This is a genomic window from Stenotrophomonas sp. TWI1151, from assembly GCF_039673135.1.
Taxonomy (GTDB): Bacteria; Pseudomonadota; Gammaproteobacteria; order Xanthomonadales; family Xanthomonadaceae; genus Stenotrophomonas.
This window is the reverse complement of record NZ_JBDJLA010000001.1, coordinates 152,570-175,407: the sequence shown is the minus strand read 5'-3', so window position 1 is coordinate 175,407 and position 22,838 is coordinate 152,570. Positions and strand designations below refer to the sequence as shown.

The 22,838-nt window shown below is 66.3% G+C and carries 15 protein-coding genes; 7 read left to right on the top strand and 8 right to left on the bottom strand.

Going from position 1 to position 22,838, the window contains the following annotated elements; genetic code table 11:
- Positions 1-18: 18 nt before the first annotated feature.
- Positions 19-1,407, bottom strand: coding sequence for an FAD-binding oxidoreductase (locus tag ABE422_RS00745; RefSeq protein ID WP_346482253.1), 1,389 nt, complete (start codon positions 1,405-1,407; stop codon positions 19-21).
- Between the two features lie 205 nt (positions 1,408-1,612).
- On the opposite strand from ABE422_RS00745, the gene serA reads away from it, so the two are divergent.
- Entirely contained in the window at positions 1,613-2,854 is a 1,242-nt protein-coding gene (gene serA, locus ABE422_RS00740; RefSeq protein WP_313212845.1) for a phosphoglycerate dehydrogenase, read from the top strand.
- 113 nt (positions 2,855-2,967) lie between these two features.
- Here the strand turns inward: serA and ABE422_RS00735 are convergent, their stop codons facing one another.
- Positions 2,968-3,552 carry an NUDIX hydrolase gene (locus tag ABE422_RS00735; protein WP_313212847.1) on the bottom strand — a complete coding sequence of 195 codons (585 nt, stop codon included), beginning with the start codon at positions 3,550-3,552 and terminating at the stop codon, positions 2,968-2,970.
- Between the two features lie 185 nt (positions 3,553-3,737).
- On the opposite strand from ABE422_RS00735, the gene ABE422_RS00730 reads away from it, so the two are divergent.
- The 5 genes from ABE422_RS00730 to mtnC all read left to right on the top strand — a co-directional run bounded on the left by ABE422_RS00730 (position 3,738) and on the right by mtnC (position 8,848).
- The gene (locus tag ABE422_RS00730) at positions 3,738-5,216 is read left to right on the top strand and encodes an amino acid permease (RefSeq protein ID WP_313218194.1); all 1,479 of its coding nucleotides are present in this window, start codon (positions 3,738-3,740) and stop codon (positions 5,214-5,216) included.
- 69 nt (positions 5,217-5,285) lie between these two features.
- Positions 5,286-6,710: an amino acid permease gene (locus ABE422_RS00725; RefSeq protein ID WP_313211775.1), complete on the top strand. Its 1,425-nt coding sequence runs from the start codon at positions 5,286-5,288 to the stop codon at positions 6,708-6,710.
- 113 nt (positions 6,711-6,823) lie between these two features.
- On the top strand, positions 6,824-7,465 hold the full coding sequence (locus tag ABE422_RS00720) for a methylthioribulose 1-phosphate dehydratase (RefSeq protein ID WP_346482252.1): 642 nt from the start codon (positions 6,824-6,826) through the stop codon (positions 7,463-7,465).
- A 117-nt stretch (positions 7,466-7,582) separates the two neighbouring features.
- On the top strand, positions 7,583-8,146 hold the full coding sequence (locus ABE422_RS00715; RefSeq protein WP_313218192.1) for an acireductone dioxygenase: 564 nt from the start codon (positions 7,583-7,585) through the stop codon (positions 8,144-8,146).
- 3 nt (positions 8,147-8,149) lie between these two features.
- Positions 8,150-8,848 carry an acireductone synthase gene (mtnC, locus tag ABE422_RS00710; RefSeq protein WP_123729131.1) on the top strand — a complete coding sequence of 233 codons (699 nt, stop codon included), beginning with the start codon at positions 8,150-8,152 and terminating at the stop codon, positions 8,846-8,848.
- Positions 8,849-9,164: 316 nt separating this feature from the next.
- On the opposite strand, the gene ABE422_RS00705 is transcribed toward mtnC, so the two are convergent.
- The 6 genes from ABE422_RS00705 to ABE422_RS00680 all read right to left on the bottom strand — a co-directional run bounded on the left by ABE422_RS00705 (position 9,165) and on the right by ABE422_RS00680 (position 19,108).
- Positions 9,165-11,822 (bottom strand): glycoside hydrolase family 2 protein, encoded by a 2,658-nt coding sequence (locus ABE422_RS00705; RefSeq protein ID WP_346482251.1) that lies wholly within the window; start codon positions 11,820-11,822, stop codon positions 9,165-9,167.
- Between the two features lie 89 nt (positions 11,823-11,911).
- Positions 11,912-13,105 carry an AGE family epimerase/isomerase gene (locus tag ABE422_RS00700; RefSeq protein WP_346482250.1) on the bottom strand — a complete coding sequence of 398 codons (1,194 nt, stop codon included), beginning with the start codon at positions 13,103-13,105 and terminating at the stop codon, positions 11,912-11,914.
- Positions 13,102-14,097 (bottom strand): carbohydrate kinase, encoded by a 996-nt coding sequence (locus ABE422_RS00695; protein ID WP_313211780.1) that lies wholly within the window; start codon positions 14,095-14,097, stop codon positions 13,102-13,104. The genes ABE422_RS00700 and ABE422_RS00695 overlap by 4 nt, the downstream gene beginning before the upstream one ends.
- A gap of 7 nt (positions 14,098-14,104) precedes the next feature.
- Positions 14,105-15,349 (bottom strand): L-fucose:H+ symporter permease, encoded by a 1,245-nt coding sequence (gene fucP / locus ABE422_RS00690; protein ID WP_346482249.1) that lies wholly within the window; start codon positions 15,347-15,349, stop codon positions 14,105-14,107.
- Positions 15,350-15,459: 110 nt separating this feature from the next.
- Positions 15,460-16,503 (bottom strand): LacI family DNA-binding transcriptional regulator, encoded by a 1,044-nt coding sequence (locus ABE422_RS00685; RefSeq protein ID WP_313219179.1) that lies wholly within the window; start codon positions 16,501-16,503, stop codon positions 15,460-15,462.
- Positions 16,504-16,621: 118 nt separating this feature from the next.
- Positions 16,622-19,108: a GH92 family glycosyl hydrolase gene (locus tag ABE422_RS00680; protein WP_346481210.1), complete on the bottom strand. Its 2,487-nt coding sequence runs from the start codon at positions 19,106-19,108 to the stop codon at positions 16,622-16,624.
- Between the two features lie 569 nt (positions 19,109-19,677).
- On the opposite strand from ABE422_RS00680, the gene ABE422_RS00675 reads away from it, so the two are divergent.
- The gene (locus ABE422_RS00675; protein WP_346465111.1) at positions 19,678-22,761 is read left to right on the top strand and encodes a TonB-dependent receptor; all 3,084 of its coding nucleotides are present in this window, start codon (positions 19,678-19,680) and stop codon (positions 22,759-22,761) included.
- Positions 22,762-22,838 lie beyond the last annotated feature (77 nt).

Here is a 22,838-nt window from a genome sequence, read left to right as displayed (position 1 = left end):
GTGAAATCCTGTCTTGTCTCAGAGGTCAAAGACCTTGCCGGGATTCAGCAGCGCTTGGGGATCAAACGCACGTTTGACCGCCTTCATCAGGGCGATTTCCGGCGCGCTGCGCGTGCTGTCCAGATAGCCCTTCTTGACCAGGCCGATCCCGTGTTCAGCCGAGATGCTGCCGTCAAAGCGGGCCAGCACACCGGCCAGCAGCTTGGTGACGTGCTCGCACTGGGTCAGGAACTCGGCGTCGGCGGTCTCGTCCGGCTTGAGCACGTTGATATGCAGGTTGCCGTCGCCGATATGGCCGAACCAGACCACTTCGAACTGCGGGTACGCCTGCCCGATCAGCGCCTGGGTTTCGGCGAGGAAGGCCGGCATCGCCGAAATCCGCACCGAGACATCGTTCTTGTAGGGCTTGTAGCGCGCCACCGCTTCGGTGATGCCCTCGCGCAGGCGCCACAGCTGCGCGGCCTGGGCATCGCTCTGGCTGACCACGCCATCGCTGACCCAGCCGTGCTCCATGCAGTCTTCGAAGGCAGCCATCGCGGCGGCTTCCTGCGCCTCGTCGCCGGCCGCGAATTCGGTCACCACGTAATACGGATGGACCTCGTCGAACGGTGCCTGCGCGCCATGCGCCAGCACGTGCTCGAGCGCCCGGTCGGTGAAGAATTCGAAGGCCTGCAGCTGCAGCCGCTCGCGGAAGGCGGCGAATACCTGCATCAACACCTCGAACGAGGGCAGCGCCAGCAGCATCACATTGCTGGCCGGCGGCGGATCGGTGAGCTTCAAGGTGGCTTCGACGATCACGCCGAGCGTGCCTTCCGAGCCGATCAGCAGCTGGCGGAAGTCATAGCCGCTGGAATTCTTGATCAGGCCCTTGTTGAGCTCGACCAGCTCACCGGCCATCGTCACCACCTTCAGGCCGGCGATCCACTCGCGGGTATTGCCGTAGCGGATCACGCGGATGCCACCGGCATTGGTGGCGATGTTGCCGCCGATCGAGCACGAACCACGCGCGGCGAAATCCACCGGGTAGATCAGGCCATGCTCGAGCGCCGCGTTGTGCACCGCCTCCAGCGCCATGCCCGCCTGGACGGTCAGCGTGCGGTCGACCGCATCGAAGGCCAGCGGCTTGTTCATCCGCTCCAGGCTGAGCACCAGTTCGCCGTGCGCCGCCACCGCGCCACCGGAGAGGCCGGTGCGGCCACCGGAGGGCACCACGGCCACGCCCTGGGCGCTCGCCCAGCGCAGGATCGCCTGCACCTCCTCCACCGTGCCCGGCAAGGCGATCGCCAACGGTGCCGGGGTCCAGCGCCGGGTCCAATCGCGGCCGTAGTGCTCCAGATCGGCTGAATCGGTCTTCAGGCGCAGCCCGGGGCAAGCGAGCAATAGCGAATCGAGGCGCGGATCGGTCATGGGGCGTCTGGTGGTGCCGGGGGAGCCCGCAAGCCTGCCAGCCCCTCCGGGCCGCGTCCAGTAGCGGGCCCTGTTCTCGCGGCGCGTCGGCCTCGCCCAAATAGGTGCATCTGAAACCGTTTGAACATCGATTGGCGCACCGCACCATCGCGGCCGGCTTCTGGCATAGTTGAGGGCTCCCGCCGCCACACGTCGCACGCCGCCCATGTCGCCGAAAAAGACCTCGTTCCCGAAGCAGGATATCCGCGTACTGTTGCTCGAGGGGGTCAGCCAGACCGCGATCGACGTGTTCACCGCGGCCGGCTATTCGCAGATCGAACTGCACAGCAAGGCGCTGCCGGAAGATGAACTGAAGGCGCGCATCGCAGAGGCGCATATCGTGGGCATCCGCTCGCGCACCCAGCTCAGCGCGGACGTGCTGGCCAACGCCAAGCGCCTGATGGCGGTCGGCTGCTTCTGCATCGGCACCAACCAGGTGGACCTGGAGGCAGCGGAACTGGCCGGCATCCCGGTGTTCAACGCGCCCTACTCCAATACCCGCAGCGTGGCCGAGCTGGTGATCGCCGAGGCGATCATGCTGACCCGCGGCATCCCGCAGAAGAACGCCGAATGCCATCGCGGCGGCTGGTCCAAGTCGGCCGCCGGCAGCCATGAGGTGCGCGGCAAGACGTTGGGCATCATCGGGTATGGCCACATCGGCACCCAGGTCGGCGTGATGGCCGAGGCGATGGGCATGCAGGTGATCTTCCACGACGTGGAAACCAAGCTGTCGCTGGGCAATGCCCGTGCGGCGATCAGCCTGGACGACCTGCTTGCACGTGCGGACATCGTCACCGTGCATGTGCCCGAGACACCCGCCACCCAATGGATGATCGGCGCCGATGAACTGGCCCGGATGCGCCCCGGCGCGCACCTGATCAACGCCGCGCGCGGCACCGTGGTCGACATCGACGCGCTGGATGCAGCGCTGCGCTCGGGCCACCTGGGCGGTGCGGCGCTGGACGTGTTCCCGGTCGAGCCCAAGGGCAACGGCGATGCGTTCGTCTCCCCGCTCACCGCCCACGACAACGTGATCCTGACCCCCCACGTGGGCGGCAGCACGCTGGAAGCGCAGGACAACATCGGCGTGGAAGTGGCGGCCAAACTGGTGCGCTACAGCGACAACGGCAGCACCCTGTCGGCGGTCAACTTCCCGGAAGTGACCCTGCCCGAGCACGCCGAGAGCCTGCGCCTGCTGCACATCCACCAGAACGTGCCGGGCGTGCTCTCCAAGGTCAACGAGATCTTCTCGCGCCACAACGTCAACATCGACGGCCAGTTCCTGCGTACCGACCCCAAGGTCGGCTACGTGGTGATCGACATCACCGCCAGCGAAGCCCAGGCCGGCGCGGTGCGCGACGAACTGGCGGCCATCCCCGGCACGTTGCGCACCCGCGTGCTGTACTGATTCAGCTTCGCTGACAACGTGCGTCATCAGTTGATGGTGCGGCTCCACGGCGCCATACATCTGGTGTGGAGCCCCCCTTGAGTCAAGGGGGGCGCGCCAACGGCGCGAATGCGCTATCGCCGCGCCAGCCAGCGCTTGGCCATGCGCGGGAGGGAGTCATCCCCATCGGGGGTCTCGATCGCCGCGTTGGCCACGTCACGGATCTCGCGCCAGGCCAACGCCAGCGATTCCTCGCTGATCGCGAACTGCTCACTGCCCAGCGCCCGCACGACGTAGCGGGCGTCGTAGTGCCAATGCCCCGGCACGTCCTTGCGTTCGGGAATCCAGTGCTTGTCGATGTCGAACAACTCGCCATCCTCCAGCACCAGCGCGGTCAGCCCGGATTCCTCCTCGGCCTCCTTCAGCGCCACCTGGGCCAGATCGCGCTCGCCATCGGCGTGGCCGCCCAACTGCAGCCAGCGGTCCAGTTTGCGGTGGTGGGTCAGCAGCACGCGCTGCCCGTCGGCGCTCACCAGCCACGCGCTGCCGGTGAAGTGCCCGGCCAGGCGCTCGCGCAGGAACGGGTTTTCAGGATCATCCAGCAATGTGCTGAATTCGTCAGCCAATGCCGCGTGCTCGGGGTGCCGGCGAGCGTAAGCATCAAGCTGACTGCGCAGGGCGGCGTCAGGAATGGCAACGGATTCGGGGTTCAGCGACATGGCAGGTGCAGGCATCGTGCGGATTTGGCCGATTATCGCTCGGCCATGCTGCAATTGTGCTTGTACAGCGGCTTCAGCTTTGGCTAAGGTACAGCGGGCCCCGCACCGCTGGGGCGCCCAGTCGCCATCAGGGCGTGCGGCAATGTACCGCGCGCCTCACCTTTGTTCATTTAGGGAAGCACTGCATGCTGAAGTCTCTGTTGAGGGTCAAACCGGTCGCACCGGCACCGCACGTCGATGCCGGCGAGCCCATCGAAGGCAGCCTGGACGGCGAGCCCACACTGAGGCGGACCCTCACAGCGAAACACCTGATCCTGCTGGGTATCGGCGCGGTGATCGGTGCGGGTATCTTCGTGCTTACCGGCCAGGCCGCAGCGAACCATGCCGGCCCGGCGGTGATGCTGTCGTTCGTGTTCGCCGGCTTCGCCTGCGCGCTGGCCGGCCTGTGCTACGCCGAATTCGCGGCGATGATGCCGGTCTCCGGCAGCGCCTATTCCTATTCGTACGCCACCCTCGGCGAAGGCATGGCCTGGTTCATCGGCTGGTGCCTGGTGCTGGAATACCTGTTCGCCTCGGCCTCGGTCGCGGTGGGTTGGTCGGCATACCTGATCAGCTTCATCACCACCACGCTGAACATGCCCTTCCCGGACGCGCTCAGCGCCGCACCCATCGCCTGGACCGGCCATGAGTTCATCTCCTCCGGCAAGCTGTTCAACCTGCCGGCGGTGCTGATCGTGGCAGCTGTCTCGGGCCTGCTGTACGTCGGCGTGACACAGTCGGCCTTCGTCAACGCGATCATCGTGGCGATCAAGGTCACCGTGATCTGCCTGTTCATCGGCTTCGGCGCAGCGCACCTGGATCCGGCCAACTGGACTCCCTTCATCCCGGAGAACACCGGCGTGCCTGGCGAGTTCGGCTGGAGCGGCGTGTTCCGTGCGGCAACCATCGTGTTCTTCGCCTACATCGGCTTCGATGCAGTTTCCACCGCCGCCGGCGAAACCAAGGACCCGCAGCGCAACATGCCGATCGGCCTGCTCGGCTCGCTGGCCGTGTGCACCATCGTCTACATCATCGTCTGCGCCGTGCTGACCGGCATGATGCCGTACCACCTGCTGGGCACGGACAAGCCTGTCGCCACCGCGCTGGAGCCCTACCCGACCCTGTCCTGGTTGAAGACCGCCGTGGAAATCGGGGCGATCGCCGGCCTCTCCTCGGTGGTGCTGGTGATGATGATGGGCCAGACCCGCATCGCCTACACGATCTCCCGCGACGGCCTGCTGCCCAAGATCTTCGGCAAGGTGCACAAGCGCTTCCGTACCCCGTACTGGAGCACGATCGTCGTCGGCGCCATCGCTGCCACCCTGGCCGGTACCGTGCCGCTGAACGTGCTCGGCGAGCTGGTTTCCATGGGCACCCTGCTGGCCTTCGCCACCGTCTGCATCGGCGTGCTTGTCCTGCGCTACACGCGCCCGGAACTGGAGCGACCGTTCCGCGTGCCGCTGGTGTGGGTGATCTGCCCGCTGGGCGCGATCGCCTGTCTGTTCCTGTTCTACCAGGCGTTCGTGGTGCATTGGCACCTGTTCGTGGCCTGGACCCTGCTGGGTCTGTGCATCTACTTCGGCTACGGCATCCGCCACAGCAAGCTGAACAAGAAGAACGCCTGAGTGCTGCCGGGCCGGCCCAGTGCCGGCCCGGTCGTTTGATACGTCGCGCCTGAGAAGAAAAATCAAACCATGTTCAAGCAACTGTGGGCCACCAAGCATCCGCACGCCGCCCATGAAGACGCCAACGGCCTGAGCCTGCGCCGTACCCTCGGCCCCTGGGGCCTGACCGCGCTGGGCATCGGTGCGGTGATCGGCGGCGGCATCTTCGTGATCACCGGCCAGGCCGCGGCCAACCACGCCGGCCCGGCGATCATGCTGTCGTTCGTGCTGGCCGCGATCTGCTGCGCGTTCTGCGCGATGGCCTACGCCGAATTCGCGGCGATGGTGCCGGTCTCCGGCAGTGCCTACACCTATACCTATGCCACCTTCGGCGAGCTCTCGGCCTGGTTCATCGGCTGGATGCTGGTGCTCGAATATGGCGTCTCCGCCTCGGCCGTGGCGGTCAGCTGGACCGGCTATTTCCTGAGTCTGCTCAGCCATTTCGACATCCATCTCCCGGCCGCGCTGGTCAGCGCGCCACTGGATGGCCAGCTGCGCCCGACCGGCGCCATCGCCAACATCCCGGCCGCCGTGCTGGTACTGCTGCTGACCTGGCTGTGCTACGTGGGTATCAGCAAATCCTCGGCCATGAACATGGCGATGGTGGTACTCAAGACTGCGCTGATCCTGCTGGTGATCGTGGTGGGTTGGAAGTACGTGGATCCGGCCAACTGGACCCCGTTCATTCCGGAGAACGAAGGCCCGGGCAAGTACGGCTTCGATGGCGTGCTGCGCGGTGCGGCGATGGTGTTCTTCGCCTACATCGGTTTCGAGGCGGTCTCGGTGGCCGCGCAGGAATCGCACAAGCCGCAGCGCGACATGCCGATCGGCATGATGCTCTCGCTGGTGATCTGCACCGTGCTGTACATCGCCATGGCCGCGGTGATGACCGGACTGGTGCCGTACCAGCTGCTGGGGACCGATGAGCCGGTGGTGACCGCCGTGGCGGCGCATCCGCAGCTGGGCTGGCTGCGCGTGGTCGTGGAAATCGGCGCGCTGATCGGGCTGTCCTCGGTGGTGCTGGTCATGGTGATCGCGCAGCCGCGCATCTTCATGATCATGGGCCGCGATGGGCTGCTGCCGCCGCTGTTCACCAAGATCCATCCCAAGTACCGCACCCCCCACATCAACACCGTGATCACCGGCATCGGCATCGCGCTGCTGGCGGCGGTGTTCCCGCTCGATGTCCTCGGTGAACTGACCTCGATGGGCACGCTGATCGCGTTCGCGGCGGTCTGCGCGGGCGTACTGATCCTGCGCCGCACCCAGCCGGACCTGCCGCGTCCGTTCCGGATGCCGATGGCGTGGCTGATCTGCAGCCTGGGCGTGCTCAGCTGCATCGCGCTGCTGACGGCGATGACGGCGCACAACTGGATGCTCATGGGCTTCTGGACGCTGGGCGGTTTCGCGATCTACTTCAGTTATGGGTATCGCCATAGCCGCCTGCGCAAGTAGTGCCGGCCGCTGACCGGCGCCCCGGACCCCCAGGACGCTCCGGCGGAGCCGGCCCGCGGCCGGCCCGACCCCGGGCCGCGCGAAATCGATGGAAGCGCCGGAAAATAGCCCCCATGAACACCCCCACCTTCCCGTACGACACCGCGCGCCTGAGCGAACTGGCCCAGCTGCTGATCGACAACGTCCGCGAGCTGGCCCACGCCGGCTGGACCCCGGCCACCAGCAGCAACTTCTCCCACCGCCTGGATGACCGCCATGCGGCGATCACCGTGTCCGGCAAGGACAAGGGCCGGCTGGTGGAGGACGACATCATGGTGGTGGATTTCGACGGCCAGGCCGTCGGCCGCCCGCTGCACCCGTCCGCCGAGACGCTGCTGCACACCCAGCTGTACCGCCGTTTCCCGGAGATCGGCTGCGTGCTGCACACCCATTCACCGGTGCAGACCATCGCCTCGCGCCTGTATGCGCCGCAGGGCCACATCCGCCTGGAGGGCTACGAGCTGCTGAAGGCCTTCCACGGCAACAGCACGCACGAGATGGCGGTCGACGTGCCGGTGTTCGCCAATACCCAGGACATGGACGTGCTCTCGGCACAGGTCGATGCCCTGCTCGACACCCAGCCGCTGTGGGGCTATCTGATCGACGGCCACGGCCTGTACGCGTGGGGCCGCACCATGGCCGAGGCGCGCCGCCACATGGAAGCGTTCGAATTCCTGCTGCACTGTGAGCTGGAGCTGCGCAAGCTGCGTGGCTGATCGCGCTCAGATTCCTGAAGAGAATCTGTATTCCGCGCATCGGCATCAGTGCGTCGCCCCCACCCCGGCGCCGCACTGGTACCCTTTCCTTCCCCTCTTCGCCTCGATGCCGCCGCCATGAGCCGACTCCGTATCTTTGATGACACCGCCCCGGATGTCCCGCTGTTCGACAGCCGGGATGGCGAGGCGATCGCTGCCGAACTCAAGCGGATCGGCGTCACGTTCGAGCGCTGGCAGGCGGCCCATGAGGTCGCGCCGGGCGCCAGCCAGGACGAGGTCTTCGCCGCCTACAAGGTCGATATCGACCGTCTCGTCGCCACGCACGGTTTCAAGAGCGTGGATGTCGCCTCGATCGCGCCGGACAACCCGAACCGCGCCGAGCTGCGCAGGAAGTTCCTGGACGAGCACTTCCACAAGGAAGATGAAGTCCGCTTCTTCGTCGCCGGCTCCGGGCTGTTCACCCTGCACGTGGACGGCAAGGTCTACGAGATCGAGTGCGTCAAGAACGACCTGATCGCCGTGCCCGATGGCATCACGCATTGGTTCGACATGGGCGAGGAGCCGAGTTTCGTGGCGATCCGCTTCTTCACCGAGCCGGATGGCTGGGTCGGCCATTTCACCGGCAGCGACATCGCCCAGACCTTCCCGCGTTACCACCCCGCACAGCACCAGGCCGACTGATCCATGCCGCAACCGACCGTCATCCTCACCGATATCGAGGGCACCACCAGCAGCATTTCGTTCGTCAAGAACGTGCTGTTCCCATATGCGCGCAAGGCACTGCCGGCGTTTGTCGCCGCGCATGGCCAGGAGCCGCAGGTGCGCCGCTGGCTGGACGCGGTAGCGGTGGAGATCGGTGGCGCCTGCCAGGACAGCCTGATCGTGGAGACGCTGCAGGGCTGGATCGACCAGGATCGCAAGCACACCGCGCTCAAGGCGCTGCAGGGCATGATCTGGGAAGCCGGCTACCGCAACGGCGATTACAAGGCGCATTTCTATCCGGAAGTGGCCGCCGTACTGAAGGGCTGGCATGCCGAGGGCAAGCCGCTGTACGTGTATTCCTCCGGCTCGGTGCCGTCGCAGAAGCTGTTCTTCGGCTTCAGCGAAGCCGGTGACCTGACCGGGCTGGTCTCGGGCTGGTTCGATACCGAAGTGGGCGGCAAGCGTGAGGCCGACAGCTACCGCCGTATTGTCGAGGCGATCGATGTGCCGGCCGCGCAGATTCTGTTCCTGTCCGATGTGGTGGAAGAGCTGGATGCCGCGCGCGACGCCGGTCTGCAGACGCGCCTGATCGACCGCCTGGACGATTACCCGCTGCCACGCAGCGGCGAGGCCACACACGGGCACGACCGCGTCGAGAATTTCCAGCAGATCACGCTGTAGAGCCGATGGGTAAACCCGACCGGTAGAGCCGAAGGGTAGAGCCGAAGGTAGAGCCGACGGTAGAGCCGACTGTTAGTCGGCTAACGCCATGCCGATCGAAGAAGAGCAGCCGACTAACAGTCGGCTCTACCATCGGCTAACGCCATGCCGATCGAAGAAGAGCAGCCGACTAACAGTCGGCTCTACCGTCGGCTAACGCCATGCCGATCGAAGAAAAGCAGCCGACTAACAGTCGGCTCTACCGTCGGCTCTACCGATCGCCTCTACCGATCGCCTCTACCCCCATCGGCTGACGCCATGCCGGTCGCCCGTTGCGTTACCTTGCCTTCGTATCCGCAAGCGAGGTGAAGCGCAGCGCATCACGCAGCGTGTCCAGGTCCGCCTCACTGCGCAGGCGGATGGTGACGGTCTCGCCCGGCACCAGGTCCAGCGCGTTGTCGTCCAGGGTGGCATCCACGCCGTCGAAGTCGATCCACAGCGCACGCACCAGCTTCGGCGAGCGCAGCGTCAACACGTAGCCGTCGCCGTCGCCGTTGCCGTCGGCGCGCAGCTCAGCATCAATCGTCGCAGGTGACAGCGCCAGCGCCTTGGCCGGGACGAAATACACCACCTGCTGCGACAACAGCGTCGCGCCATCGAACAGCTCGAGCACCGCCACGGTCCGCGCAGGATCGGCCCCCTTCAACAGGTCTGCATCGGCGAACCGGCCCACCTCCAGCGCGGACAGCGGCGGCAAGGCCACGGTGTGCCGCTGCTCACTGCGCTGGGTGCCATCAAGATCGAGCACGCGCAGCCGCCATGTGGCCTGCAGGCCCTGCTGACGATCATTGAGCAGGCTCACCCGGGTGACCCCATCGTCGCGCAACGCCGCCACCGCGTGATCGGCGAAGAAACGTTTGGCGTGGAAATGCAGCGCCTTCCAACGGCCGGCGTAGTCGATGCTGGACCACGACGCACCCGGCCACACATCGTTGAGCTGCCAGTACAGCGAGCCCATCGTGTACGGGCGCGAGGCCCGGTGATGCAGGGCGGCGAGCTGGATGCCGTCGGCCTGCATGACCTGGCTCAGGTAGACGAACGTGGGGAAGTCACGCGGCGTGCCGTACTCCTCCTCGATGTACTTGAGCAGGCGCTGGTTGCCCTCGCCCGCCATGAACTTCTGGTGGGCGCGCACCGTGGCGCTGTCCACCTGCTGCTCGGCGGCCGGAATGATGCCGTCCAGCGTGCGCAGCACCGGCCAGGCCTGCAGGCCGTACTCGGACATGAAGCGCGGGGTCTCGTGCAGGTACGCCGTTACCGGCAGCGCCGGATTGCCCCATACCTGCCAGTAGTGCTTGTCGCCGCGGGTGGAATCGTTGGCCTTCTCGTCCAGATCATTGCTCGGCGAGCTGGACCAGTACGGCACGCCCAGCCCTTCGTCGGCCACCACCTGGCGCAGATCGTTGCCGAACAGGTCCACATAGCCCTGCCAGACCTTCGCGGCGAACGCGGGATCGGCGGCGGTCAGGTCACGGCCATGGCCCCAGTCCTTCCACGCGGTCTCTTCTTCATTGTTGCCACACCACAGCACCACGCTCGGGTGATGGCGCAGGCGGCGCACATTGTCGCGCGCCTCATGCACCACATTCGCCCGGAACGCCGGATCGTAGCCGGGCTGCATGCCGCCCCCGAACATGAAGTCCTGCCAGACCAGCAGGCCGAGTTCGTCGGCGATGTCGAAGAACACGTCATCTTCGTAATACCCGCCGCCCCAGTTGCGCAGCATGTTCATGTTGGCATCGCGCGCAGCGGTCAGCTCGCGACGGATCCGCGCCGCGTCCACGCGCGCGGGGAACATGTCGAACGGGATCACGTTGGCGCCCTTGGCGAAGATCGGCACCCCGTTGATCACGAACGCGAAGCCCTGTCCGCCGTTGCGATCCACTTCGCGGCGCAGCTCGACGGTACGCAGGCCGGCGCGCTGCTCGATGTGCGTCGCCTTCGCTGTCTCAGGCGCCAGGGTGGCACGCACGGTATAGCGGGCCTGCTCGCCCTGCCCGGCCGGCCACCAGCGCCGCGGCTTCTGCAGCGCCACCGGCACCGCGATGCGGTTGTCCCCGGCCTTGAACACCGGCTTGCGGTCGATGCGCGCCACGCGCCTGCCCTCCGGATCCAGCACCTCGATCTGCACCGCAGCGCTGCCGACCGCGGCACTCTCGATCTCGACCGTGATCTCCAGATCCGCCCGGGTCGCATCCAGCGTACGGGTCTGCACGGCCAGCGCGGTCAGCCGCTGCGCGTCCCAGCTCTCCAGTGTCACTGGCCGCCAGATGCCCGCGGTCACGTAACGCGGGCCCCAGTCCCAGCCGAAGTGGTAGCCCGGCTTGCGCACGAAATTGCCGACCATCGCGTCTTTGGGCTCATCGCCATACGGCGAGGGGTAGTTGCCGGCGATCTTGTGCGGCATCGCCTGCACGTCCGGCAGCAGGCTGCGGATCGGCGAACGCAGCACGATCCGGAGGTCATTGCCGCGAGGCCGCAGCTTGCCGTCCACCCGTGCACGCCAGGTGCGATGACTGTTGTTGGCCTGCAGCAGCGGCTGGCCGTTGAGCGTGACGGTGGCGAACGTATCCAGGCCTTCGAACGCCAGCTCGGCGTGCGCGCGTGCCACGGTTGCCGCATCCACATCGAATCGTGCGCGGTACTCCCAGTCGGCCAAGCCGATCCACTGCAGCCCGGCTTCCGGCGCACCCACGTAAGGATCGGGAATCTGCCCCTGCGCCAGCAGATCGGTATGCACGGCCCCGGGCACCTGCGCCGGGCGCCACTGCTGCAGGTCAGGGTGCGCGGCACCGCGCGCGTCACCGGGCAGCAGGCGGAATGACCACTCCGCCGCCAGCGGGGCGGCGGCCACGGGCAGTGCCCATGCTGCCAGCAGGACCAGCAACAGCCAGCTGGCCGGTGCAACGACATGGAGACGGCTGTGCGCGCGCATGGGGACCTGCCTGGCTGCGGGAGCCGCCGACCAACGGTCGGCGCTACCGGGGTTTTGGGGCAGCCGACCAACGGTCGGCGTTACCGGATTCAACGCACCACGTTGAGCACTTCGTAGCACGCGCCCATGGTGTGGTAATCGGTCTTGCCGGCCGGGCTCTTCTCGTCGCTGTACGTGCGGTTGTCCGCATCCAGGATGCGATACCAGGCACCGTAGCGATGGTCGATCATGTGCTGCCAGGCGTAGCCCCACAGCTTGTCGTACCAGTCCCAGTACACGGCATCGCCGGTGCGCTTGGCCAGCAGCGCGGCGGTGGCCAGCGATTCGGCCTGCACCCAGAAGTACTTGTCGTCATCGCAGACGCTGCCATCCGGCGCGAAGCCGTAATACAGCCCGCCACGCTCGGCATCCCAGCTGCGTTCCACCGCCACATCGAACAGATGCCGCGCGGTCGGCACCAGCCAGTCGGCCTGTACGTGGCGATCCAGGATCAGCAGCAGCTTGGCCCACTCGGTCTGATGCCCGGGCTGGAAACCCCACGGACGGAACAGATGTTTGGGGTTGTCGCGGTTGTAGTTCCAATCGATCTGCCACTGGGTGTCGTAGTGCTCCCACACCAGGCCATCGCCCTGCGCCGCCTGGCGGCGGGTCATGTGGTCGGCCAGCAGCAGCGCACGATCCAGGTAGCGCTGCTCGCCACTGGCCTCGAACGCGGCCAGCATCGCCTCGCACATGTGCATGTTGGCGTTCTGGCCGCGGTAATCGCTGAAGTTCCAATCGGCGTCGGCTTCGTCCTTGTACAGGCCGAACGCCGGCTCCCAGAAGCGCGTCTCCAGCAGTTGCCAGGTCTCGTCCATCCACGTACGGGCGTCGTTGATGCCGGCCTTCAGCGCGCAGCTGTAGGCCAGCAGCACGAACGCCACGCCGTAGCAGTGGTTGGTCGCGTCTTCGACCACACCATCGCGCAGCGTCCAGGCATAACCGCCGGTCGCCGGATTGCGGTGCACCTCGCGCAGGTAGCGGATGCCGTGTTCGGCTGCGGCCAGATCTTCCGGCTTGCCAAACTCGCGGTAGGCCATGGCGTGGTTGAACACGAACCGGGTGCTGCTGACCAGATGGCGGTGGCTGGCGTCGTACACGCTGCCATCGTCACGGTAGTAGTGGAAGAAACCGCCGTTGGGGTCGATTTCATGCGGCTGGTAGAACGCCATCGTCTGGGCGATGTGGGCGCGCAGGAACGCGGGCGAGCGGAAGTCGGGGGTCGGCGGAACCGGCGTGGTCATGCGGCGTCATCCTGTTGTTGCTGCAGCAGTTGCTGGACTTCATGAAGGCTGGGCATCGCGGCGAAGGCACCCTTGCGGGTCACGGCCAATGCACCGACGGCCGCACCGAAACGGATCGCATCCACCAGCGCCGTGGGGTCCTGGCAGAACGCGCCAAATCCAGTGCCGTCACCGCCGCGCTCGCCGATGCCGAACAGCAGGCCGCCGACAAAGGCATCGCCCGCCGCGGTGGAATCAACCGTGGTCACGCGGAAACCGGTCAGTACGCCGTGGGTGTGGCGGGTATGCCAGCGGATCGGCGCGGCGCCGTCGGTGATCACCACCGCCTGCGCCTGCGCACCCAGCAGCCGCTCGATCACGGCCGCGTCACCGCCCGGCACCGCGGCCGCGAGGTACTCCAGTTCTTCACGCGAGAGCTTGACCAGGTCGGCCAGCGACAGCGCTTCCCACAACCGCGGCAACGGGTCGACACCGGTCGGCCACAGCGCCGGGCGCAGGTTGAGATCAATGCTGACCATCGCACCGGCCTGATGGGCGCGGCGCATGCCCTCCAACGTGGCCTGTGCGATCTCGGCCTCGGTCAGGCTGTTGGAGCACACATGGAAGCTGCGCGTGCCTTCAAAGCAGTTCGGGTGGAAGTGCGCACTGCGGAACAGCAGATCGGCCGCCGGCGGGCGGTAGAAGCTGAAGCTGCGTTCGCCGCTGGCATCCAGTGCCACGAACGCCAGCGCGGTTTTGGCCGCGTCGGTACGCACGATGCAGTCGGTCGCCACGCCGGCACTGGCCAGGCTCTCGGCGAGGAAATCGCCGAACATGTCCTGGCCGAGCATCCCGGCAAAATGGGTGTCCGCACCAAGCCGCGCCGCCGCAACGGCGACGTTGGCGGGCGCACCGCCGGCATACTGCAGGAAGGCACGCGGGGTGTCCGGGGTGGCCGGCGGTTGGGCAAGTAGATCGATCAAAATCTCGCCGAAACAAACAATCTTGGACATCGTGGCCTCAAGCTCCCTGGCGGATTCCAGCGGCCGGGCGCGAGCCCCACAGGCCGTAGAAGATGATGTAGCCGTAGCACAGCAGCGGCAGGATGAAGGACGGCTGCAGGCCGATATGGTCGGCCAGCTTGCCCTGCAGGACCGGGATCAGCGCCCCGCCGACGATCGCCATGATCAGCAGGCTCGACGCCTTGGTGGTCAGCGTGCCCAGGCGTTCGATGCTCAGCGCGAAGATCGTCGGGAACATGATCGAGTTGAACAGGCCGATCGCCACCACCGAGTACAGCGCCACCTGCCCCTGGGTGAGCATGGTCAGCGCCAGCAGCGCCACGTTCATGCTGGCGAACAGGGTCAGCAGCAGGCGCGGCGAGAAGCGGGTCATGATGGCCGAACCGGCAAAGCGGCCGATCATCGCCATCGTCCAGTACGCAGAGACGTAATGCGTGGCCTGCTGTTCGCTGAAGCCGCCGATGTTCGGCAGCGACAGGTAGTTCACCAGCACGCTGCCGACCGCCACTTCCGCACCCACGTAGAAGAAGATGCCGAGCACGCCGAACCGGACGTGGCGGTGACGCAGCGCCTCCATCAGGGTGTGCTTGTCGCCGCTGTTCTGCTCGGTCGTCTCATTCAGTGCCGGCAGGCGGAACAGATAGACGAACACGGCAAGCAGGACCAGCGCGATTGCCAGGCCGACATACGGGCCCTGCACCGACTGGGCTTCCTGGGTGCGATAGGCCAGCTGTTCAGCTATCGGCAGCACATTGATCTCGTCCGCACTCTTGACGGTGTTGCCCAGGATGAGCAGCCCACCGAAGATCGGCGCGATCGCGGTCCCCAGCGAGTTAAGCGCCTGGGCCAGGGTCAGTCGGCTCGACGCGGTCTGTTCCGGACCGAGCAGCGCCACGTAGGGATTGGCCGCCACCTGCAGGACAGTGATGCCCGTGGCCAGCACGAACAGCGCACCCAGGAAGGCTTCATACACGCGCAGCTCGGCTGCGGGCCAGAAGCCGAGCGCGCCCACTGCGGCGATGGCAAGACCGGCCACGATGCCGTTCTTGTAGCCCAGCCGTGCGACCAGGCGACTGGCCGGCACCGACATCAGGAAGTACGCGCCGAAGAAGGTGAACTGCACCAGCATCGCGCGGGCGTAGGTCAGATCGAACACGGCCTTAAGATGCGGGATCAGGATGTCATTGAGGCAGGTGAGGAAGCCCCACATGAAGAAGATCGTGGTCGCCACGGCCAGCGCCATGCGCGTGTTCACCACGGGCGCGGCGGCGGATGAGGATGGGAGGCGGGGCGTAGGAGAGATGGGCATTCAGGTACGCGCCTCAGTGCGCGAGCAGGTGATTGTGGGAGCCATCAGACGGTCATCGAGCCACTGCTCTCGCGAACGCGGAGCTGGACCGGTGCAACGGTACGGGCCGGCGCCGCGTCGGGATGATCCAGACGCAGCAACAGCAGTTCGGCGGCCTGTCGCCCGCGCTCGCGCGGGTTGACGGTCAGCGTGGTCAGCGGCGGCGATGCCACCGAGGCCTCGGAAATATCATCGAAACCGGTCACCGCGAAGTCGCGGCCCGGCTGCACGCCACGCGAGGCCAGGCCCAGCATCAGACCCAGCGCGACGCTGTCGTTGTAGCAGACCGCTGCGGTCGGGACGGCATCCAGGCCGAACAGCTCCCCGGTGCGCGCGGCCGCATCCAGGCGGCTGGGCGAGGTTTCAATCAGCCACTCCGGTTGCACCGGCATGCCAGCTTCCACCAGGGCCTGCGCATAGCCGGTACGGCGCTGATGGCAGGAACTGGAGACCGCATGGCCGCCATAGAACGCGATGCGGCGGTGGCCCTGCTCGATCAGATGACGCGTGGCCAGGTAAGCGCCCTGCTGGTTGTCCAGGGTCAGGAAGTCCCAGTCGGCACCGGGCAGCTCGCGGTTGAACAGCAGCACGTTGGCGTGCCCGAGCACCTGGCGCAGCTGCCCGGCATCGCTGCCTTCGGCGGGCGACAGGATCAGCCCGGCAGGCATGTGCTCCATCAACGTGGTCAGCACCGCCTGCTGCCGCTCCGGCGATTCACCGGTGCTGCCGAGCAGGGTCACGAAGCCCTTGCCGCCCAGCGCTTCGTCCACCCCGGAGGCGAACTCGGCGAAGAACGGGTTGGACAGGTCGTTGATGACCAAGGCCACGCTTGAGGACGTGCGGCGACGCAGATTGGCCGCGCCGCGGTTGTACACGTAGCGTTGGCGTCGCAGTTCGGCCTCCACCTTGGCACGGGTGTCGACGTTCACCAGCGGGCTGCCACGCAGCACCAGCGAGACGGTCGCGCGCGACACGCCGATCGCTTCGGCGATGTCGGTCACGGTGACCGCGCGCGTGCCTTTGCCGGCGGGGGTGGCCTTGTCTTTCATCGGGTCGTCGGGTTCCTCAAGCAAGGTGCAAGCCTAAACGATCGCATTGACCAGCGGTCCGTGCCCGTGCCGACGGTCAACCCCGGTGGGCTGGCCACGGCGCGGGCCGGCGCGTGGCTCATTCCAGTACCGCGCCGGGGGTGGCGCAGAAGGACGCCGGCAGCGCCTCGGCCTGCGTACCCCAGCCGTTCTCCTGCGCGGTGCTGCCCAGGGCGAAGGCGATGGTGCCACCGCGCTGCAGCTGCGCCCAGTCCAGCCACACCGGCGCATGCGCGCGGCCATCCACCTGCACGTTCTGGACATACTGCAGCTGGCGGCCGTCGGCGCCCGGCGCCTTCAGGGTGAGCGTCCTGCCCTGGCCCAGATCGATCTCGGCGCGGGCGAAGCGCGGCGTATGCAACAGGAACTCGCCGCTGCCCGGCACCGCCGGGTACAGGCCCAGCGCACTGAACAGGTACCAGGCCGACATCGTGCCCAGGTCATCGTTGCCGGTGACGCCGTTGGGCGCATTGGTGAACAGCTGCTGCGCGGCGCGCACCACGGTGGCGGTCTTCCACGGCTGCCCGATCAGCGTGTACATCCACGGCGCGTGCAGGTCCGGCTCGTTGTTGGGGTTGTAGCGGAACTGGTTGTAATAGCTGTACGGCCCGACCACCCACTCCTTGCGCGCGGCGGTCAGCGGCGATGTCACGAGGGCGTCGTACGCGAAGAAGGTATCCAGACGCCGCGCGGTCTGGTCGCGGCCGTGCATGGCCTGGACCAGGCCCGGCACGTCCTGCTGCACCAGCCACTGGTACTGCCACGCGGTGCCTTCATGGAAGCCATGGTGCGAGCGCGGGCTGTAGCTGCCATCGGCGGGCAGGTACCACGCGCCATCGTCCATGCGCGGCCGCGGGAAGCCGTTGAAATCGCCCTCCTCGTCACGCACCGACGGGTCCCATACTTTGTGCCAGTTGCGGCCACGCTCACGCAGCACGCCGGCATCGGCGGCATGGCCGAGGCCATCGGCCATCTGTGCCAGCGCGCAGTCGGCCAGTGCGTACTCCAGCGTCGCCGAGCCACCGTGGTGCGGGTCCACGTCCATGCCCTTGGAGGGGAAGGCGCGGTCGTACTGCACGTAGCCGTTGGCCAGGTAGCTCGGGTTGCCCGAACGACCCGCGTGACGCGAGTTCATCGGCGGCACTTCGAAGGCGTTCTTGCGCAGCGCGGTGTAGGCCTCGCCCTCGCGGCCGGCGAGCGCACCGAAACGCCACAGGTCGACCAGGAACGGCGTCACCGGGTCGCCGGTCATCACGTTGGTTTCGAAGTTGGCGTACCCCCAGCGCGGCAGCCAACCGCCCTGCTCCTCGATGGCCAGCAGCGTCCGGCCAATGTCGCGCGCGACCTCCGGCTTGGTCAGGGCCAGCCACTGGTTCTGCGCCCGGTAGGTATCCCACAGCGAGAAGTACTCGTAGTAGGTCCAGCCGTCAGCGCGATGGATGGTGTCGTCGTAGCCACGGTAACGGCCGTCGGCATCGCTGCCGGTCAGCGGCTGCAGCAACGCGTGGTAAAGCGCGGTGTACAGCACGGTGCGGTCGTCGCTGCTGCCGCCCTGGACACGCACGGCCGCCAATTCCTTGCGCCACTGCTGCTGGGCCATCTGGCGCATCTGATCGAAGCCGAGCAGGCGCTCACCCTGCATGCCATCGCTGCGCAGATTGGCGCGCGCACCTTCGGCATCCACGTGGGAGATCGCGCTGACCGCGGTCACCGCACGGCCCTTGGCCAGATCGAAGCTGAGCCAGGCGCCGCTGGGCTTGAGCTCGCCTTCCATGCCATGGCGTGCACCCGGCAGGCCGCCGCCCTCGCCCCAGGTCCCGAACGCCTTGAACGGGCGGTCGAACTCGATGCGGAACCAGGTGGTGTACTGATGCCCGCCACAGAAGCTCTTGGTGACCAGCTTGCCTTCCACCGCACGGTCGCCGACGACATCGACCACGCTGCCGATCACCGAATGGCGCTCGTTGGCCTGGCCGAGGTTGACCAGCACGTGGCCGGTGCCCGCATCGGCGGCGAAGGTGTAACGCTCGGCTGCGGCACGGGTGCGTGCGGTGGCCTCGGCATCGATGCCGCCGTAGTTGGTCAGGCGCACCTTGTAGTAGCCCGCCTGCCCGACTTCACCCTCGTGGGTGTAGCTGGAGGCGTAGCGCTTGTGGTCGAAGCTCTTGGCGTCGTCGGTATTGAAGTCACCGCCCGGGCCGATGCTGCCGGTCACCGGCAGGACCGAGACCTGGCCGCCCTGCTCCCAGCAGCCCGCGCCGGACAGGAAGGAATGCCCGAAACCGCGGATCTTGGGATCGTCGTAGCGCCAGCCAGCGTAGTGCTCACCGATCGGGCTGACCTGGATCAGGCCGAACGGCGCCGAGGCACCCGGGAACGTATTGCCATCGTCCTTGCTGCCGATGAAGGTGTTGACCTCGCGCTCCAGCGCCGCAGGCGCGGCCTGAAGCAACAGCGGCGCGCAGCTCAGCGCCAGCAGGCAGACCAGCCCAGCCAGCGGGCGGCGGCGGGCCCGGACGGCACCGGCGGCGGGAACAACGGAAAGACGTTGAGAAAAACGGGTCACGGACACGGACTCCTTGGCGGACGTGGCGGCAGCGCGAACCAGTGGCGGCGGGCGCCGCTGGTTCCCTGGACTGGGGCGACCCAATCCACACCCCGGTGAATTTAGATCGATTTAAGTAAAGCACGGAGATTTCAACGGATGCATTCTGCGCTGCAACATCGATGGCTGATCGCCAGTACCCGACCCTGCCCCAAGCTGCGCAGTGCCTGGCAGTGCCCGCTGCCGACAGCCGACAACCCGCCTCATCGGTCGATATACCGGGCTAACGCCCCGGACCCAGCAACGTCGCGGGATCGGCCGGGGTCAACCGAAAGCACGCCCCGTGTCCATATTGCGGAGCAGCATGCTTCCGTTGCGCGGTCGTGCTAAAAATCCCCCGCCAATCGTTTAGATCGATCCAACTTAAAACGGTCACGATTGCCGGAAGTGGGGAGCCGGGGGACTGCCCACGCGATGCATGCGGGACGCGCCAGGCAACTCGACGCTCGAGAGAATTTGGCTCCACCCATTAGATCGATTCAAAGAATTCGTATCGCCACCGTTTCAATCCAGGAGAGGGAGAGAGTGGAATGAAGATGTCACGCATGCACCGCCGCGTTGCGTTGTCCGCGGCCATTGCCAGCGCCTTGGCCACGGCCGTCGTGCCGGCCGCGTTCGCGCAACAAGCCACCCCGGCCACCGGCACACCCGATGCCACCACGCTCGACAGCGTGACCGTCACCGGCTACCGCTACGCCATCGAAAAAAGTCTGCAACAGAAGCGCGACGCCAACGCCGTGGTGGAAGTGATCACCGCCGAAGACGTGGGCAAGTTCCCCGACAAGAACGTGGCCGACGCGCTGCAGCGCGTGCCGGGCGTGGTCATCGAGCGCAGCGGCGGCGAAGGCAAGACCGTCAGTGTCCGCGGCCTGGCCCCGGACCTGACCCTGACCCAGTTGAACGGCAACTACGTGGCGACCTCGGAAACCAACAACGAGGCCACCCGTTCGTTCAACTACACGCTGCTGCCGGCCAACATGCTCTCCAGCGCCGAGCTGTTCAAATCGCCGGAGGCGCGCCTGGATGAAGGCGGCATCGGCGGCACCGTGATCCTGCACACCCGTCGTCCGCTCGACATGGAAGCCAACTCCGGTTACGTGAACCTGGAGGGCACTTCCTCGGACACCAGCCACGACGTGGATCCGCAGGCGTCGGCGCTGTACTCCTGGCACAGCAAGGATGAGCGCTTCGGCGTGCTGGTCGGCGCGACCAAGCAGACCCGCACCAGCCGCACCATGCAGGCGAGCACCGAGGACTACCAGTGGTACGGCAACGGCACCGACGCGGTGGATGCGTACGGCAATCCGCAGCTGCAGGACGGTATCCACTACTGGTGGGGCCAGTCCGGCTTCAATGACCAGAGCGGCCGCAACTACAGCGAGTTCTTCATGCCGACCTCGGTGAACTTCGCCGTGAAGGAAGAGAAGCGCGAGCGCACCGGCGGCCAGTTGACCTTCCAGTTCAAGCCGACCGACAACCTGACGCTGACCGCCAATTACTTCCGCTTCGAGCTGGAAGGCAATTACACCCAGAACATGTTGAAGATCCCGGAATGGAACCTCGCCCGCTTCAACGGCGATGGCAACTGGGACGGTGGCCGCCTGCTCAACGGGCTGAACTTCGACCCCTCCGGCAGCATCGTGACCGGCGCGCAGTACGAAAAGCTGGCCGGCAAGACGTATTACTGCAGCGAAGAACAGGCCGCGGCCGCCGGCATGGCACCGGGCGGCTGGGGTCCGGACGACTGCACCATCCCCACCCCACAGCTGACCGGTACCTACAGCAAGGAAAAGGCGCTCTCGCAGACCGGCGACCTGACCGTCGAGTGGGATATCAGCCCGCTGTGGAAGGCCTCCTTCACCGGTGGCCGTACCTGGTCCGAAGGCGGCCCGTCGATGAACTTCGGCATGTCCGCCAAGCCGCGCCGCCAGGTCGACGGGGTCTGGCAGTCCGGCAACTCGTACAGCGCGTGGGATCTGACCGGTACGCCGAGCGCCACCTTCTCGCCGAACCTGCAGGACCAGTTGATGGCCGGCATCGCCGAGATCGACACCGGCTCGACCGGCTCGTCGTGGATGCAGACCGAGGTCAAGCAGAACTACTTCCAGGCCGACTTCACCAAGCTGTTTGAAAGCGGCTGGCTGGACTCCATCCAGTTCGGTGCCAAGTACCGCGACGGCGATGTGCACCGCAATACCGGCAACACCTACTGGGTGTGCCAGGGCAAGGATCCGGCCGACTACGACAACAACCGTTACCAGGCCGGTTGCGATGCCACCGCCGGTGTCGCCCAGCCGGGCTTCTTCCTGTCCAACCCGATCAGCAACATCGCCGGCGGCTTCAACGCCAACGTGTTCCCGGGCATCAACTATCCCGCCTACATCAACTACCTCAACGAGAAGTACGGCGGGTCGCACAGCCGCAAGGAAGAGGACTTCGTCTACAACGTCAACGAGAAGATCTACTCGGGCTACTTCCAGGCCAACTTCCGTACCGAGCGCCTGCGCGGCAACGTCGGCGTGCGCGTGGTCCGGACCAAGCAGTTCGCCGAATCCAGCGACTCGGTGGAGAAGTTCAACGACTACTTCCAGGACAACGCCGCCGGCTCGCCGATGGGCTGCAACGATCCTGCTGCAGCGCCGCTGATCGCCTCCAACACCGGCTACGTCTGCCAGAGCGGCTTCGTGCGCCTGCCGGACGGCCTGGCGCGCGAGAAAACGTACGCGTTCACCTCGATGGACAAGACCTACACGGACTTCCTGCCGAGCTTCAACATCGCCTGGGACATCACCGATACGCTGGTGCTGCGTGGTGCGGCCTCCAAGGTCATCGCACGCCCGAGCTACACCAGCATCGCCGCCCCCGGCGCGCTGAACTACATCAGCGAGGAGTACAGCAACGACCGTCGCGTTGCCGGCGGCACGGACACGCCCGGCTGGTACGGCTATGGCAGCAACAAGAACCTGGAGCCGTTCGAAGCGACCCAGTTCGACGTCGGCCTGGAGTGGTACTTCAAGCCCGGCGCGGTGGCGGGCCTGGGCCTGTTCCGCAAGAACGTGGACAACTTCACGGTCCCGGTGGTCCGCGACCAGCAGATGAATGTCGGTGGCGAAACGGTCACGGTGCAGAAGTACGAGACCCAGGCCAACGGTCGTGATGGCGTCTCCCAGGGCGTGGAGCTGTACGGTCAGTACACCTTCGACATGGGCTTCGGTATCCAGGCCAACTACACCTACAACGACACCAACCTGGCCGCCATCGTGCTCGATGGCGAAGAGATTGGTTCCTCGCCGCTGGTGGGCAGCGCCAAGAACCAGGCCAACGTCACCATCTTCTACGAGAACGAGACGTTCCTGGCACGCGCGTCGTACAACCGCCGCGGTGAAGTCGTGGGCGGTCCGGTCAATGGCATGAGCCAGTACTCCGAACCGTACGACCAGCTGGATCTCAACGTGGCCTACAACTTCACCGAAGCACTGACCTTCACCGCCTCGGTGCTGAACGCGACCAAGTCCGAGCAGCGCATCCATCTGGGCAACGACACCAAGGCCCGCCTGGTGTCCAACACCTACACCGGCCGCCAGTTGTACTTCGGCGTGAACTGGAAGTTCTAAGCGTCACCCGCCCCCGCCTCCGGGCGGGGCAACGGTCCTCCACGGCAGCTGCGCTTGCACAGGCGGCTGCCGTTTTT